At 68.2% G+C, this 14,684-nt stretch carries 16 protein-coding genes and 1 riboswitch; of the genes, 4 read left to right on the top strand and 12 right to left on the bottom strand.

What is annotated here, in order from left to right; genetic code table 11:
- Positions 1–5: 5 nt before the first annotated feature.
- From H0X95_RS30590 to thiC, 4 genes are all read right to left on the bottom strand, one after another.
- A complete protein-coding gene (locus H0X95_RS30590; RefSeq protein WP_006483721.1) occupies positions 6–932 on the bottom strand; it encodes a DMT family transporter in 927 nt (308 codons plus the stop codon).
- A gap of 149 nt (positions 933–1,081) precedes the next feature.
- A complete protein-coding gene (locus H0X95_RS30585) occupies positions 1,082–1,336 on the bottom strand; it encodes a hypothetical protein (protein ID WP_006497666.1) in 255 nt (84 codons plus the stop codon).
- A gap of 216 nt (positions 1,337–1,552) precedes the next feature.
- Positions 1,553–1,765, bottom strand: a complete 213-nt coding sequence (locus tag H0X95_RS30580; RefSeq protein WP_011545020.1) for a glycine zipper 2TM domain-containing protein — start codon at positions 1,763–1,765, stop codon at positions 1,553–1,555.
- Between the two features lie 245 nt (positions 1,766–2,010).
- The gene (thiC, locus tag H0X95_RS30575) at positions 2,011–3,942 is read right to left on the bottom strand and encodes a phosphomethylpyrimidine synthase ThiC (RefSeq protein ID WP_006483722.1); all 1,932 of its coding nucleotides are present in this window, start codon (positions 3,940–3,942) and stop codon (positions 2,011–2,013) included.
- A 75-nt stretch (positions 3,943–4,017) separates the two neighbouring features.
- A riboswitch (TPP riboswitch) is annotated at positions 4,018–4,134 on the bottom strand.
- A gap of 269 nt (positions 4,135–4,403) precedes the next feature.
- Here thiC and H0X95_RS30570 point away from each other — a divergent pair.
- The 3 genes from H0X95_RS30570 to H0X95_RS30560 all read left to right on the top strand — a co-directional run bounded on the left by H0X95_RS30570 (position 4,404) and on the right by H0X95_RS30560 (position 6,188).
- Positions 4,404–4,661, top strand: coding sequence for a pentapeptide MXKDX repeat protein (locus H0X95_RS30570; RefSeq protein ID WP_006483713.1), 258 nt, complete (start codon positions 4,404–4,406; stop codon positions 4,659–4,661).
- 76 nt (positions 4,662–4,737) lie between these two features.
- Positions 4,738–5,370 (top strand): cytochrome b/b6 domain-containing protein, encoded by a 633-nt coding sequence (locus H0X95_RS30565; RefSeq protein WP_006483711.1) that lies wholly within the window; start codon positions 4,738–4,740, stop codon positions 5,368–5,370.
- Between the two features lie 29 nt (positions 5,371–5,399).
- A complete protein-coding gene (locus H0X95_RS30560) occupies positions 5,400–6,188 on the top strand; it encodes a molybdopterin-dependent oxidoreductase (RefSeq protein WP_006483716.1) in 789 nt (262 codons plus the stop codon).
- 34 nt (positions 6,189–6,222) lie between these two features.
- Here the strand turns inward: H0X95_RS30560 and H0X95_RS30555 are convergent, their stop codons facing one another.
- On the bottom strand, positions 6,223–6,504 hold the full coding sequence (locus tag H0X95_RS30555; RefSeq protein ID WP_196446324.1) for a helix-turn-helix domain-containing protein: 282 nt from the start codon (positions 6,502–6,504) through the stop codon (positions 6,223–6,225).
- Positions 6,501–6,854 (bottom strand): type II toxin-antitoxin system RelE/ParE family toxin, encoded by a 354-nt coding sequence (locus H0X95_RS30550; protein WP_196446331.1) that lies wholly within the window; start codon positions 6,852–6,854, stop codon positions 6,501–6,503. The genes H0X95_RS30555 and H0X95_RS30550 overlap by 4 nt, the downstream gene beginning before the upstream one ends.
- A 492-nt stretch (positions 6,855–7,346) precedes the next feature.
- On the opposite strand from H0X95_RS30550, the gene H0X95_RS30545 reads away from it, so the two are divergent.
- A complete protein-coding gene (locus tag H0X95_RS30545; RefSeq protein WP_048989211.1) occupies positions 7,347–8,522 on the top strand; it encodes an EamA family transporter in 1,176 nt (391 codons plus the stop codon).
- Positions 8,523–8,543: 21 nt separating this feature from the next.
- On the opposite strand, the gene H0X95_RS30540 is transcribed toward H0X95_RS30545, so the two are convergent.
- From H0X95_RS30540 to H0X95_RS30515, 6 genes are all read right to left on the bottom strand, one after another.
- On the bottom strand, positions 8,544–9,743 hold the full coding sequence (locus H0X95_RS30540) for an MFS transporter (protein ID WP_012492453.1): 1,200 nt from the start codon (positions 9,741–9,743) through the stop codon (positions 8,544–8,546).
- 174 nt (positions 9,744–9,917) lie between these two features.
- Complete coding sequence (locus H0X95_RS30535) at positions 9,918–10,742, bottom strand: phosphodiesterase (RefSeq protein ID WP_006497657.1); 825 nt, start codon at positions 10,740–10,742, stop codon at positions 9,918–9,920.
- Positions 10,743–10,826: 84 nt separating this feature from the next.
- Complete coding sequence (locus H0X95_RS30530; protein ID WP_048989208.1) at positions 10,827–11,858, bottom strand: ABC transporter ATP-binding protein; 1,032 nt, start codon at positions 11,856–11,858, stop codon at positions 10,827–10,829.
- Positions 11,859–11,871: 13 nt separating this feature from the next.
- Positions 11,872–12,774: an ABC transporter permease gene (locus H0X95_RS30525; RefSeq protein ID WP_034200789.1), complete on the bottom strand. Its 903-nt coding sequence runs from the start codon at positions 12,772–12,774 to the stop codon at positions 11,872–11,874.
- A gap of 10 nt (positions 12,775–12,784) precedes the next feature.
- Entirely contained in the window at positions 12,785–13,609 is an 825-nt protein-coding gene (locus H0X95_RS30520) for an ABC transporter permease (RefSeq protein WP_006497654.1), read from the bottom strand.
- A 17-nt stretch (positions 13,610–13,626) separates the two neighbouring features.
- Entirely contained in the window at positions 13,627–14,655 is a 1,029-nt protein-coding gene (locus tag H0X95_RS30515) for an ABC transporter substrate-binding protein (RefSeq protein WP_006481822.1), read from the bottom strand.
- Positions 14,656–14,684: the final 29 nt, after the last annotated feature.

Raw genomic sequence — 14,684 nt, 5'->3', positions numbered from 1 at the left:
GATCGTCAGGCCGCTTCGCCGCCGCGCGGGCGCACGCCGGGGATCCGCTTGATCACGCCGGTTGCGAGCGCGGTGCCGACGAGCACGATCGCACAGCCTTCGATCATCACGGCCGACACGTGTTCGCCGAGGAACAGCGCCCCCCACAGCAGCCCGAACACGGGGATCACGAACGTCACGGTAATCGCGCGGGCCGGCCCGATATGCGCGATCAGGTAGAAGAAGATGAAATATGCGATGCCCGTGCATGCGACGCCGAGGGCGAGCACCGCGCTCCATGCGTGCACGCCGACCGGCGCGGCCGGCCACGTCGCGATCGCGAACGGCAGCAGCAGGATGGTCGAGCCGATCATGCTGCCGGCCGCGTTGACGAGCGGATCGACGCCGCTGAGCTTGCGTTTCGTATAGTTGGCCGCGATGCCGTACAGCAGCGTCGCGCCGAGGGCGGCCGCGGCGGCGAGCGCGGTCGCGCCGGCGCCCGTGTCGCCGTGCGCATTCGCGATCTGGTTCCACACGAGCGTGAGCACGCCCGCAAACCCGATGACGAGACCGAGCGCGCGCGGCAGAGACAGCTTGTCCTTCAGCCACAGGTAGGCGACGAGCGCGCCCCACAGCGGCGTGGTCGCGTTGATCACCGACGTGACGCCAGCCGACAGCGTCAGTTCGGCGAACGCAAACAGGCAGAACGGGATGCCGGAATTCAGCGCGCCGACGACAAACAGCGGCCACGCATGGCGGCGCAACCGGGCGCCGAGATCGGCCGGTTTGAAGCGCGTCAGCGCGAAGCCCGCGAGAAACAGCGCGCCGATACCCACGCGCAGTGCCATCAGCGGCGCGACGCCGAAATCGACCACGCCGATCCGGATGAACAGGAAGGAGGCGCCCCACAGGGCGGCGAGCACGGTCAGCAGGAAAGCGTTCTTGGGCGACATCGATCGGCGGGGGCGGGGACGGGATGCGAGGAATCTTACACCGCGTTACCGCATCGTCGTTTCACGATCGGATGAAACGACAAGAAACGGGAATTTCGCCGCTTCCCGGGGGGGCGGATAGCCGGCCGCGCGTGGCGCGGCCGATCAGATCAGTGATGACGCCAGCCGCCGCGTCCGCCGAAACCGAAATTGAGCGACAGCGCCGGCCCCCAATAACCGCCCCATGCAGGCGCATACGCTGGCGCCGGATAGTAATAGGCGGGGGCCGGATCGACATACACGGGCGCGGGCTGGACCGGCACCGGCGCCGCCGTGTAATAGCCGCCCGGATAGTAGCCGTAGGGGTAGTAGCAGCCGGCAAGCGTCGTGCAGGCAAGCGCCGCGGCGACGAAGGTCCTGTTCATGATGTGTCTCCGGCGGAAGCCGGCCATCGGCAGATGCTTCAAGCTTAGGCCGAGTCCCGATGACACGGTATGAAAAACGGTAACCGATCATTTCCGGGCAGAGCGGCAGCGCCTGTTGCGGCACACATACGAAAACGGCGCTTCCGCACCGCGGAAACGCCGTTGAACCGACCGGCCTGCAGCTGGGCGACGCCCAACCGGCCGGTGTCGCGCTCGTTACTTGCCGACCTGGTTACCGATGATGCCGCCGGCCGCCGCGCCGCCCAGCGTCGACAGCGCGTTGCCGCCGATCGCCGCGCCGGCGACGCCGCCGACACCCGCACCGATTGCCGTATCGCGCTGGCGTCGCGACATCGAATCGCAAGCCGACAGGCTGGCCACGGTCGCGACGAGCAGCGCGCATACCCCAAAACGCCGAATCGAGTTCATGATCGTTGTCCTTGTGGTAGTGAACGGAAGGCGCACGACCGGCTGGCGGCCGCGCATGTCCCCAATCTACGCGCCGTCCCATGACGCTGCTGTAAGGACTTGTTAAGGCTCGCGCGGTTTCGTAATCAATTGTTTCGCACGGCCCCGCAGGCACACGGCATGCGCAAACGACATGCGCAAAAAAGCCCGCTCGAAAGCGGGCTCCGTGCATCGCGATGCAAGCCGGTGCGGCTCGCCGCGCGCGCTTACTGACGGTGGTAGATCTCGGCGCCGGTCTTCACGAACTCGACCGCCTTGACCTCCATCCCCTTCTTCAGCGCTTCGGTTTCCGACACGCCTTGCTGCGCCGCGAATTCGCGCACGTCCTGCGTGATCTTCATCGAGCAGAAATGCGGGCCGCACATCGAGCAGAAGTGCGCGACCTTGGCCGAGTCCTTCGGCAGCGTCTCGTCGTGGAATTCGCGCGCCTTGTCCGGGTCGAGACCGATGTTGAACTGGTCTTCCCAGCGGAACTCGAAGCGCGCCTTCGACAGCGCGTTGTCGCGCACCTGCGCGCCCGGGTGACCCTTCGCGAGGTCGGCGGCGTGCGCGGCGAGCTTGTACGTGATGATGCCTTCCTTCACGTCGTCCTTGTTCGGCAGGCCGAGGTGTTCCTTCGGCGTCACGTAGCACAGCATCGCGGTGCCGAACCAGCCGATCATCGCGGCGCCGATGCCGGACGTGATGTGGTCGTAACCCGGCGCGATGTCGGTGGTCAGCGGCCCGAGCGTGTAGAACGGCGCTTCCTTGCACCAGTCGAGCTGGAGATCCATGTTCTCCTTGATCAACTGCATCGGAACATGGCCGGGGCCTTCGATCATCACCTGCACGTCGTGCTTCCACGCGATCTGCGTGAGTTCGCCGAGCGTCTTCAGTTCGCCGAGCTGCGCTTCGTCGTTCGCGTCGTAGATCGAGCCGGGACGCAGGCCGTCGCCGAGCGAGAAGCTCACGTCGTACGCCTTCATGATCTCGCAGATCTCTTCGAAGTGTTCGTACAGGAAGCTTTCCTTGTGATGCGCGAGACACCACTTCGCCATGATCGAGCCGCCGCGCGACACGATGCCCGTCATCCGGTTCGCGGTGAGCGGCACGTACTGCAGGCGCACGCCCGCATGGATCGTGAAGTAGTCGACGCCTTGCTCGGCCTGCTCGATCAGCGTGTCGCGGAAGATTTCCCAGGTGAGATCTTCGGCCTTGCCGTTGACCTTTTCGAGCGCCTGGTAGATCGGCACCGTGCCGATCGGCACCGGGCTGTTGCGGATGATCCACTCGCGCGTTTCATGGATGTGCTTGCCGGTCGACAGGTCCATCACCGTGTCGCCGCCCCAGCGGATCGCCCACGTCATCTTGTCGACTTCCTCGCCGATCGACGACGTGACGGCCGAGTTGCCGATGTTCGCGTTGATCTTCACGAGGAAGTTGCGGCCGATGATCATCGGCTCGGATTCCGGATGGTTGATGTTCGCCGGGATGATCGCGCGGCCGCGCGCGACTTCGTCGCGCACGAATTCCGGCGTGATCTCGGCCAGCGCGTTCGCGCCGAAGGCCGCGGCGCCGAATGCCTGGCCCGGGTGCTGGCGGCCCATCATCGCGGCGAGCTTCGCGCCGTTCGGGCCGCTCGACTTCAGGCTCTCGATGTACTCGGCGCGGCGCTGGTTCTCGCGGATCGCGATGTATTCCATTTCCGGCGTGATGATGCCCTGGCGCGCATAGTGCATCTGCGTGACGTTCTTGCCGGCCTGCGCGCGGCGCGGGTTGCGGTGCAGGCCCGGGAAACGCAGCTCGGCCGTGGCCGGATCGGCCGCGCGCTCGAGGCCGTACTGGCTCGACAGGCCGGGGAGCACTTCGGTGTCGCCGCGCGCTTCGATCCAGCGCTGGCGCAGCGCCGGCAGGCCCGCGCGGATGTCGATCTTCGCGTCCGGATCGGTGTACGGGCCCGACGTGTCGTACACGTAGATCGGCGGATTCTTCTCGCCGCCGAAGCCGGTCGGCGTGTCGGCCTGCGTGATTTCGCGCATCGGCACGCGGATGTCGGGTTGCGAACCGGTCACATACACCTTGCGCGAATTGGGCAGCGGCGCGACAGCAGCGGCATCGACGTGGGCGTCGGCGGACAGAAACTTCGGATTGGCGTTCATGCAATCTCCTGATGTGGGGCGCTAGCTAAGCAGGAGACGAGATTCGTGAGGCGGCGGGTTTCGTCAGAGGGATGGCGGCGAAATCCGTACGCTTCCCTGCGCTGGCATTATCCAGATCAGGTTCAAAGGGTATTTCTCACCCGCAATGCCGGTTGTTTGACCGAACGCATTGCAGGACCCCCGCGTTAGCAAGGGCACACGATACACCGGCTTGGCGGCGGTTTCAACCGGGTGCGGCGCGGATGCCGCCGGGCGATGGCCCGCTCGTGGCCGCCGCCGTGCGCACGGTGCGCCGCAGCAAGCGTTGCCGTCGACCCGCCACGCGGCCCGGACACAAGCGGCGCGCAGTGCAGCATTTCCTTCCCTTATTCCCGGCTTCGAAAAAATTTTCGCAAGCGCTGTCATTTCCGGCCGCGTGCTCCGTCTATTCGACTCCTAAACCCATGTATCGGAGAGATGTCATGAAAAACGTATTCGTCGCCGCCTGTGTCGCCGCACTCGCCACGATTGCCACGGGGGCCTACGCGCAGAACGATGCGATGTCGAAGGACGGCATGTCGATGTCGAAGGACGCGATGGGCCACGACGCGATGGCGAAGGACGGCGCGATGAAGAAGGACGGCATGAAGAAGCATGCGATGAAGAAGGATGCGATGGGCCACGACGCGATGAAGAAGGGCGACGCGATGAAGAAGGACGCGATGAGCCCGTCGAACTGACGAATGCGGGCGGGGCGCGGCCGCCCGGTTACCGGCGCGCGTCGCGTCCCGCTGCATCATCCCGGGAGTCTTCATCATGCAAACGGTTCCTGTCACGGATCGCGCGGGCGCGCCGCCGCCCGCACCGACGATCCATCCGCGCTGGGTGCGCGCGAGCCATTGGCTCAACGCGCTCGCGGCGGTCCTGATGGCGTTGTCCGGCTGGCGGATCTACGACGCGTCGCCGATCTATCCGTCGTTCACGTTCGCGCACGGCATCACGCTGGGCGGCTGGCTCGGCGGCGCGCTGCAATGGCATTTCGCGGCGATGTGGCTGCTGGTCGGCAACGGGCTGTTCTATCTCGCGATGTCGATCGCGACCGGGCGTTTCGCGCGCAAGTTGCTGCCCGTGACGCCCGCGTCGGTGTGGCGCGACGTACGCGCCGCGCTCGGCGGGCGGCTGTCGCACGACGACCTGAGCGTCTACAACGCAGTGCAGCGTGCCGCATACCTGACCGCGATCGTCGATCTCGTCGTGCTGGTGCTGTCGGGGCTCACGATCTGGAAGTCCGTGCAGTTCCCGCTGTTGCGCGAATTGTTCGGCGGTTACGACAACGCGCGCATCGTGCACTTCTGGGCGATGGGGCTGCTGGTCGCATTCGTGGTCGTCCACGTCGCGATGGCGTTGCTGGTGCCGCGCTCGCTGCTCGCGATGCTGCGCGGCCGCTGACCCGCGCGTCGCGGGCGAAGGAAATCATCATGTCGGAATCCGAAAAAAACCGGAGCGCGCCGCGCTGGACGCTCGATCGGCAATCGCTCGAACTCGACGTGCGCCGCACGCTCGAGATGCCGTCGCGACGCCTCTTCAACCGGCGCGTGCTGACGCTCGGCGGCCTCGCGATGCTGACCGGCTGCACGCTGCAGGACGACGCGTCGGTCAACACGTTCCTCGAGAAAGTGTCGCGCATGAACGATCGCGTGCAGGCGTGGCTGTTCAATCCCGACCGGCTCGCGCCGACCTATGCCGAAGCCGACATCACGCGACCGTTTCCGTTCAACGCGTACTACGGGATCGACGACGTGCCGCACGTCGACGAATCGACGTATCGGCTCGTGTTGTCCGGCCGTGTAACGGGCAAGCGCGTGTGGACGCTCGACGAGCTTCGCGCGCTGCCGCACGCGGAACAGATCACGCGGCACATCTGCGTGGAAGGGTGGAGTGCGATCGGCCGCTGGGGCGGCACGCCGTTCGGCGCATTCCTCGCGCGCGCCGGCGCCGACACGCGGGCGAAATACGTCGGCTTCAAGTGCGCGGACGACTACTACGAAAGCATCGACATGCCGACCGCGCTGCATCCGCAGACGCTGCTCGCGTTCGATTACGACGGCCGTCGGCTGCCGCCGGAATACGGGTTTCCGATGAAGCTGCGGATGCCGACCAAGCTCGGCTACAAGAACCCGAAGCACATCATGGAAATCTTCGTGACCGATACGTTCCCGGGCGGCTACTGGGTCGATCAGGGCTACAACTGGTTCGGCGGATCGTGAGCGGTGCGCGCGGCGTGCACCGCGTGCGCACGCGTCATACGGAGTCGCGCACCTGCAGATCGACGCGCAGGCCGACTGCCGAGGCCATGTTCACGAGCGCGTCGAGCCCGAACAGGTTGATCTTGCCGCGCATCAGGTCGGAGACGCGCGGCTGCGTGACGCCCAGCTGCTTCGCGGCCTCGGCCTGACTCAGTTCGAGCCGCGCGATGCGCTGCTTGAGCGCGATCATCAGTTCGGAGCGCAGCTTCATGTTCGCGGCTTCCGCCGGCTCGCGCTCGATTGCGTCCCAGACGTTCGCGTAACGTTCATCGGTCATCGTTTCAACTCCATCATCAGCGCCCGATAGCGGCGGGCGGCGAGGTCGATATCGGTCTTGTTCGTGCGCGTCGATTGCTTGCGCAAGCAGTGCAGGACGTAGACGGCCTCGGTGAAAGTCGCGACGTAGACGATCCGGAATGCGCCGCTTGCATCGCGCAGGCGAATTTCCCGCACGCCGACGCCGATCGTGCGCATCGGTTTCCAGTCGTCGGGTGCGAGGCCGCGCTGCACCTGATCGATCGGGTGGCCGGCTTCGCGTCGCGCAGGCAACGGAAAGCCGCGGAGATCGGCCAGCGCGCTGCCGACGAAAACGACGGGCTTCGGCGGAAGAATGTCTGGATTATACAAAATTTTGTATAGTCTGTGCAGGTGTCGGAAAGAAGCCGCGGGCGCCACCAGGAGCGCGCGCCGTCCGTCACGATAGGCGCGTCACGACGCGCCGACGCACAAACTGGTCGTCAGGCCGATGCTGGATCAAGGGGGGCGAATGGCGGCGCCGGCGCTCCGCGCCTTGCGTATCCGGCCCCGGATTTCGCCGCACCGCCGCGCGAAAAATGTCGCGCCGAAACATCAGTCGATAGGCTTTCAGACAGGTCCGACGATGCTTTCGAATCCTTGATGCCATAATGCCGAGCGTGTGCAGCCGACGCGGGTGCGCACGTTTTTTTTTGCCCGTTTTTGTCCCTTTGCCGCCGCTTGCCGGTTCTCTTTCGTCGCCGTTCGCACTGCCATGTCGTTCCGCACGTTCGCTCTGCCTTCCCGGTCCCGCGTGGACCGTTTGCCGGCATCGCCGGCGTCTTTCAGCGGAGCACGCGGCGTGACGTGCGGGCAGGTGGCTCGATGACGCCGCTCGACCGCCTCCTCGATTTCCTTGCCCGCTTTTCGTTCCGGATCCGCCTGCCGCAAAGCCGCGGCGGCCGCGTGGCGCTCGCGCTCGTCTTCATCTATTTCGTCTGGGGCTCGACCTACAGCGGGCTGCATTTCGCGCTGCAGTCGTTCCCGCCGCTGCTGCTGTCGGGGCTGCGCAACCTGCTCGGCGGGATCGGCCTGTTCATCTTCGCGCTGCGGCGCAAGCCCGAATGGCCGACGCTGCTGGAAATCCGCAACTCGGCGATCGTCGGCACGATGCTCGTCGCGCTGTCGTCCGGCACGATCGCGCTCGGCATGCGCACGGTCAGCAGCGGTTCGGCCGCGGTGATGGTGGCCACGGTGCCGCTGTTCGCGACCGTGATCGCGGCGGTGGCGGGGCGGCCGGTGACGAAGGGCGAATGGGCGGCCGTCGCGCTCGGGATGGTCGGCATCGTCGTGCTGAATTCGGGCGGCGCGGCCGCCGCGAATTCGGCGCTCGGCACGATCTGCGTGCTGGCCGGCGCACTGTTCTGGGCGGGCGGCGCGCATCTCGCGACGCGCCTCAAGCTGCCGTCCGACCTGTTCCTGTCGACGTCGCTGCAGATCGGCCTCGGCGGGCTGATGTCGACGATCGTCGCGTGGCTGCTCGGCGAACGCGTCGAGCAACTGGCCGTCGGGCCCGTGTTCGCGTTCGCGTACCTGATGGTGTTCTGCACGATGGCCGCGTACGTCGCGTACGGCTACCTGATCCGCCACACGAGCCCGATCATCGCGAGCAGCTGCATGTACGTGAACCCGATCGTCGCGGTCGCGCTCGGCGCGCTGCTGCTGGGCGAGCCGGTGACGATGGCGACCGTGGTCGCGACCGTCGCGATCCTCGGCAGCGTCGGGTTGTCGTTCGTGTTCGATCCGGCGCGCCGGCCCGCGGCGGCGGCGACCAGTTCGCCGGCCGTGGCGGCCGAGCAGGCGCCGACGGCGGACGCTTCGCCCGTCGTCGAGCCGATCGCCGCGCCGGAGGCGGCGCCGATCCTCGCGCCTTCCGCTGTTCCGCTCGCGGTGCCGACGCCCGCAGCGGTGATGGATCCCGCCGCGGTGATCGATCCGGCCCCGGCGTTCGCGCCGCCGCCCGCCGCCGTCGAGCCGGCCGCGTCGCGCACCGACGCGTGACGCCGCCGTGGCCGGTCGCGCTCAGCCGCGCCGGCCGCCGCGATGGTGGAACCAGCCGGCGAGCGCCGTAAACAGCAGGCCGGCCGCGCACATGCCGGTCCAGCCGAACGCGCGCCATGCGGCGACGCCGGCCGACGAGCCGAGCGCGCCGCCGATGAAATAGCACACCATGTACACCGTGTTGACGCGGCTGCGCGCCTCGGGCTTCAGCGCATAGATGCGCGACTGGTTCGAGATCTGCGCGGCCTGTACGCCCACGTCCAGCACGATCACGCCGATCACGAGCCCGACGAGGCTCGATCCCGACAGCGCGAAGATCACGAACGACAGCGCGAGCAGCGCGATCGCGAGCGAGATGATCGCGCGCGGGCCGCGCCGGTCCGCGAAGCGGCCCGCATACGGCGCGGCGAGCGCGCCCGCGGCGCCGACGATCCCGAACAGGCCGGCCGCCTGCGGGCCGAGATGGAACGGCGCGCCGGCGAGCAGCAGCGTGAGCACCGGCCAGAACGCGCTGAACGCCGCGAACAGCGCGGCGCCCGTCAGCGACGCCTCGCGCAGCCCGCGCAGTTCGACGGCCAGATGCCACATCGAGCCGAGCAGCTTGCCGTACGACAGCGTCGACGTCGGCGAACTGCGCGGCAGCCGCAGCACGATCACGACGGCGAGTGCGACGAGCGCCGCGACCGACGCGGCGAACACCGCGCGCCAGCCGAAATACTCGGCGACGAAGCCGGCGGCGGTACGCGCGAGCAGGATGCCGAGCAGCAGGCCGCTCATCACGGTGCCGACCGCGTGGCCGCGTTCGGCCGGCGGCGCGATTTCGGCGGCGAACGGCACGGCCTGCTGCGCGATGGTCGCGAGGATGCCGATCGCGAGGCTGGCGACCGCGAGCACGGCCAGCGACGGCGCGGCGGCCGCCACGATCAGCGCGATCGAGAGCCCGGCGATCTGCAGCAGGATCAGCCCGCGGCGATCGAAACGGTCGCCGAGCGGCGCGAGCAGGAACATGCCGGCCGCGTAACCCAGCTGCGTCGCGGTCGGTACCGCGCCGATCCACGATGCGCCGTCCGGAAAGGCCGAACGGAAGCTGTCGAGCAGCGGCTGGTTGTAGTAGATGTTCGCGACCGACACGCCCGCGATCGTCGCGAGCAGCAACAGCAGGCTGCGCGAGTAGTGGGGCGAGGCGGCGTCGGTCGGACGGTCGGTGGAGGAAGTGGACATGGCGGCAGGCACGGAGTTGGGCGGCCCGGCAGGCGGCGCACGCATCAGGTGCGCCGGCGAGCCGGGCGCCGGTCGAGGCTGCCGATCATACCGGAGCGACGTGAATCCTGCCGGCGGCAGCCGGCGCGACGGGCCAGCTACCGCCCGTCACGGCACGCGCCGCGCGTCGCGTGGTCAGTCGACCAGCTCGCCCGTCGGCTCGTAGAACGGATACGGCCCCGCGCCTTCGTCCACATAGACGTGATGCGACGTCATTCCCGTATCGGGTGCATGGTGGTGGACCGCGAACGCCGGCGGTTCGAGCCGGAACGCGGATGGCCCATCGGCCCGCAGGTCGAAGGCGACCTGGTGCGCGGGCGACGGCACCGCGGACGCGAGCGTGCCGCCGAAGCGCGTGAACATCGTGCGGTGCACGTGACCGCACAGTACGCGCTCGACGTTCGGATGACCGCGCAGCAGCGCGTCGAGTTTCGCGGCGGCGGCGGGCGCGAGACGCAGCTTGTCCATGTGGCCGATGCCCGACACGAACGGCGGGTGATGCAGCGCGACGATCACCGGCCGCTCGCGTGCGGCGTCGAGCTGTGCGGCAAGCCACGCGAGCCGTGCGTCGCACAGGTCGCCGTGGCTCGCGCCCGGCACCTGCGAATCGAGCGCGAGCACGCGCACCGCGCCGACGTCGAGCGCGTATTGCACGAATTCGCCGTCCTGCAACTCGGCGCGATCGGCGAACGCGCGGCGCAATCCGGCGCGGTCGTCGTGATTGCCGATCATCAGGTAGTACGGGATCTCGAGCGCCGCGAGCAGCCCGCGCAGGTTGCCGTATTCGTCGTCATGGCCGAAGTCGGTCAGGTCGCCGGTGACGAGCACGGCGTCGGGCCGCGGCACGAGCGCATTCAGCTTCGCGATGCAGCGCGCGAGCGCGGCCGCCGTGTCGACGCGCCGGTACGCGAGCTGGCCCGGACGCTTGATGTGGAGATCGCTGATTTGAGCAAGCAGCATCGTCGTTCCTCGGAATCGTCTGGTTGTTGTCGCGGCGGTGTGCGCCGCCGTGGGGTGCTGCATGAATGATGCCCGATCGACGCCTTACGCGCCGAGCGCGATCAGACCTTCCGGCGCGATCGCGAGGCCGACCGCCGTGCCGCGTGCGAGCGCGATGCGGCCCGGCACGTCGATCACGAGCGCGTCGGGTGCCGCATGCTCGATCGTGAGGCGCGTGCGCTCGCCGAGGAACGCGCACGCGCCGACCGCGCCGCGCAGCGGCGCATGCGCGGGATCGGCGAGCTGCGCGTCCTCGGGGCGGAAGAACCATTCGTCGGCCGCATGCGGCGTGACGATCGCGCCGCCGGTCGTTTCGAGCGCGCCGTCGCGCCACTGGCCCGCCAGCCGGTTCAGCGTGCCGATGAACTGCGCGACCGTGCGGTTCGCGGGGCGGTAGTAGATCTCGCGCGGCGTGCCGATCTGCTCGATGCGGCCCGCACCCATCACGACGATCCGGTCGCCGAGTTCCATTGCTTCGGCCTGGTCGTGCGTGACGTAGACGGTCGTCACGCCGAGCGTGCGCAGCAGCGTGTTCATGTCGCGGCGCAGCACGTCGCGCAGCTTCGCGTCGAGCGCGGTCAGCGGTTCGTCGAGCAGCAGCACGCGCGGCCGCACCGCGAGCGCGCGCGCCAGCGCGACGCGCTGACGCTGGCCGCCCGACAGTTGATCGACCGGTTTGTCCGCGTGCGCGTCGAGTCGCATCATCGCGAGCAGCTCGTCGACGCGTTCGCGCAACGCACGCGGCTCGGTCTTGCGGATCTTCAGCCCGTAGCCGACGTTGCCGCGCACCGTCAGGTTCGGAAACAGCGCGTAGTTCTGGAACACCATGCCGACCTGCCGGCGCTCGATCGGAAGCAGGGTGACGTCGTCGTCGCCGAACGCGATGGTGCCGCCGGCATCGGGTGTGTCGAGGCCCGCGATCAGGCGCAGCGTGGTCGTCTTGCCGCAGCCCGACGGCCCGAGCAGCACGAGCGTTTCGCCGGCGCCGATCGACAGGTCGAGCGGTTCGAGCACGCGTGTGCCGCGGAAGGTCTTCGCGCAGCCGGTCAGGGTGATGGGAGTGGAATCGAGTTTCATGTCTGCGAAAAAATCAGCGCGGGCGCTGCTTCGGCGCGCGCGTACCGGACGGATCGACGCCGAGCCACTGCATCGCGACGAGCAGCGGCAGCGTCATCAGCAGGAACAGGATCGTGTACGCGCTGCCGACTTCGAGCCGCAGCGACGCATACGTATCGGCGAGCCCGACCGGCAGCGTCTTGGTGTCGGGCGTGTGCAGCATCCACGTGAGGTTGAATTCGCCGATCGACAGCGTGAGCACCGCGAGCGCGCCCGCGACGATGCCGGGCCGCAGGTTCGGCAGCACGATCGTGACGAAGCGCGTGACGAACGGCGCGCCGAGGCTCGCCGCGCCTTCCTCGAGCGTGCGCAGGTCGGCGCCGGCCGCGACGGCCGCGACCGCGCGCACCATGAACGGCAGCGTGAACACGACGTGGCCGACGACGATGAACCACAGGCTCATCCGGAACGCGGTGAAGCCGCCGTACACGACCAGCAGCGCGAGCGCCGAAGCCAGCCCCGGCAGCGCGACCGGCAGCACCAGCGCTTCCTCGATCGCACGCGCGATGCGGTGCTTGCTGCGCGCGAGCGCATAGCCGGCCGGCACGCCGACCGCGAGCACGATCGCGAGCGTCGCGAACGCGACGTAGAGCGACAGCGCGACCGAGCCGTGATACTGCTGCCACACCTGCTCGAGCCAGCGCAGCGTGAGGCCGCTCGACAGGCCGCGGAAATAGTTGACGGTCAGCCCCGCGAGCACCGACATCACGACGGGCACGATCAGGAACGCGCACAGCAGCAGCGTGACGCCCCATTGCAGCGCGGCGATCGCGCGTGCTCCCGCGACGCGCGGTGCGTGCCGGGCGGCAGGCTTCGCGGGCAAGGAAGCCGGAACAGGGGCCGGGGCGGGCGCGGACGAGCCGGAAAGCGATGGCATGCGGAAATCCTCAGGCCGCGGCGGCGGCGGTATGGCCGGTGAAGCGCCGCGCGAGCGCGAGCACGGCCCAGGTGACGATGCCGAGCACGATCGACAGCCCGGCCGCCGTCGCGATGTTCGCGTTCAGCGTGAATTCGGTATAGATCGTCATCGGCAACACGTTCAGGTCGGTGGCGAGCGTAAACGCCGTGCCGAACGCGCCCATCGCGGTCGCGAAGCAGATCGCGCCGGCCGCGATCAGGCCCGGCGCGAGCGCCGGCAGCACGATGTCGACGAAGATGCGCCACGGCGACGCGCCGAGCGAACGTGCGGCCTCCTCGAGCGACGCGTCGAGCTTCGACGCGGCTGCGATCACGGTGACGATCACGCGCGGGATCGAGAAGTACAGGTAGCCGATGAACAGGCCCGCCACCGAGTATGCGAAGACCCACTTGTCGCCCGTGAGCTTCGCCGACAGCATGCCGATCAGCCCCTGGCGCCCGGCGAGCATGATCACCATGAAGCCGACGACGACGCCCGGGAACGCGAGCGGAAACGTCAGCAGCGCGAGCAGCACGCGCTTGCCGGCGAATTCGCGGCGCGCGAGCAGCAGGCCCGAGATCGTCGACAGCGCGAGCGTCGCGAGCGTGACGCCCGCGGACAGCGCGACCGTCTCGCCGAGGCTCTTCATGTAGCGCGCATTGCCGAGCAGCGCCGCATAGTGCGAGAAGAACGCGCCGTCGGCGGACACCTGCACGAGCGACGCCATCGGCAACAGCCAGAACGCGGCGAATACCGCCAGCGCCGGCGCGACGAGCGCGACGCGCCAGCGCAGCGGAAAAGTCAGGTCGAGCATGACGTGGGGCCGGCCGCTTACTGCATCACCTGCAGGTATTGCTGGCCGAACGCCTGCTGCCCGGCCGCCATCTTGCCGAAGTCGACCGACTTCGCCCGCGCGTATTCGCTCGCCGGCAGGAACTTCGCGGCGACGTCGGCGCCGAGCGTCTGTGCGCGCACCGGACGCAGGTACGCGTTGGCCCACAGCTTCTGGCCTTCGTCGGACAGCACGAAATCGAGGACCTTCTTGCCGTTCGCATCGTGCGGCGCACCCTTCACGAGGCTCATCACGTACGGCACCGCGATCGTGCCTTCCTTCGGAATCACGAACTCGACGTTCGCGTTGTCCTTGTATTTCGCGCGATACGCGTCGAAGTCGTAGTCGAGCAGGATCGGAATCTCGCCGGACAGCACGCGCGCATAGGCCGTCTGCTTCGGCACGATCGGCGCGTTCGCCTTCAGCTTGCGGAACCAGTCGAGCGCCGGCTTGAAGTTGTCGAGACTGCCGCCGAGCGCCTGGTTGACGGCGACCGCGCCCGCGTAGCCGACGAACGCGCTCGACGGATCGAGATAGCCGACCATGCCCTTGTATTCGGGCTTCAGCAGATCGGCCCACGAGCGCGGCACGGGCTTGCCGTCGAGTGCGTCCTTGTTCACGAAGAAGCCGAGCGTGCCCGAGTGGATCGCGAACCAGTAGCCTTGCGGGTCCTTCAAGTTCGCGGGAATGTCGTTCCAGTGCGCGGGCTTGTACGGCGCGATCACGCCCTTGTCCTTCGCCTGGAACGCCGACGACACGCCGAGGTAGACGACGTCGGCCACCGGGCTTTTCTGCTCGGCGATCAGCTGCGCGATCGACTGGCCGGAGTTCTTGTTGTCGAACGGCACGCGGATGCCGGTCTTCTGCTTGATCGCCGCGATCTGCGCGGCCCAGTCGGCCCATTCGGGCGGGCAGTTGTAGCAGATCGCCGTTTCGTCGGCGTGGGCCGCGGGGGCGCCGGCGACGAGCGCGGCAACGGCGAGCGGCGCGGCGAGCGCGCGCAGCAGCGAGGTCAGGCGAAAGGACACGGTGGGTCTCCGGACGAGTGGGGTAGCGC

The organism is Burkholderia sp. 9779_493 (assembly GCF_015712215.1).
Classification (GTDB): domain Bacteria; phylum Pseudomonadota; class Gammaproteobacteria; order Burkholderiales; family Burkholderiaceae; genus Burkholderia; species Burkholderia cenocepacia.
Note: the sequence above shows the minus strand (reverse complement) of the source record. Positions and strands in the feature narration are given on the sequence as shown.

Excerpts from the sequence above, each read along its gene's own strand:
- H0X95_RS30585 (WP_006497666.1), bottom strand. The coding sequence starts at position 1,336 with ATGAACAGGACCTTCGTCGCCGCGGCGCTTGCCTGCACGACGCTTGCC.
- H0X95_RS30565 (WP_006483711.1), top strand. The coding sequence starts at position 4,738 with ATGCAAACGGTTCCTGTCACGGATCGCGCGGGCGCGCCGCCGCCCGCA.
- H0X95_RS30530 (WP_048989208.1), bottom strand. The coding sequence starts at position 11,858 with ATGAAACTCGATTCCACTCCCATCACCCTGACCGGCTGCGCGAAGACC.
- H0X95_RS30540 (WP_012492453.1), bottom strand. The coding sequence starts at position 9,743 with ATGTCCACTTCCTCCACCGACCGTCCGACCGACGCCGCCTCGCCCCAC.
- H0X95_RS30560 (WP_006483716.1), top strand. The coding sequence starts at position 5,400 with ATGTCGGAATCCGAAAAAAACCGGAGCGCGCCGCGCTGGACGCTCGAT.
- H0X95_RS30580 (WP_011545020.1), bottom strand. The coding sequence starts at position 1,765 with ATGAACTCGATTCGGCGTTTTGGGGTATGCGCGCTGCTCGTCGCGACC.
- H0X95_RS30545 (WP_048989211.1), top strand. The coding sequence starts at position 7,347 with ATGACGCCGCTCGACCGCCTCCTCGATTTCCTTGCCCGCTTTTCGTTC.
- H0X95_RS30520 (WP_006497654.1), bottom strand. The coding sequence starts at position 13,609 with ATGCTCGACCTGACTTTTCCGCTGCGCTGGCGCGTCGCGCTCGTCGCG.
- H0X95_RS30590 (WP_006483721.1), bottom strand. The coding sequence starts at position 932 with ATGTCGCCCAAGAACGCTTTCCTGCTGACCGTGCTCGCCGCCCTGTGG.
- H0X95_RS30525 (WP_034200789.1), bottom strand. The coding sequence starts at position 12,774 with ATGCCATCGCTTTCCGGCTCGTCCGCGCCCGCCCCGGCCCCTGTTCCG.
- H0X95_RS30555 (WP_196446324.1), bottom strand. The coding sequence starts at position 6,504 with ATGACCGATGAACGTTACGCGAACGTCTGGGACGCAATCGAGCGCGAG.
- thiC (WP_006483722.1), bottom strand. The coding sequence starts at position 3,942 with ATGAACGCCAATCCGAAGTTTCTGTCCGCCGACGCCCACGTCGATGCC.
- H0X95_RS30535 (WP_006497657.1), bottom strand. The coding sequence starts at position 10,742 with ATGCTGCTTGCTCAAATCAGCGATCTCCACATCAAGCGTCCGGGCCAG.
- H0X95_RS30570 (WP_006483713.1), top strand. The coding sequence starts at position 4,404 with ATGAAAAACGTATTCGTCGCCGCCTGTGTCGCCGCACTCGCCACGATT.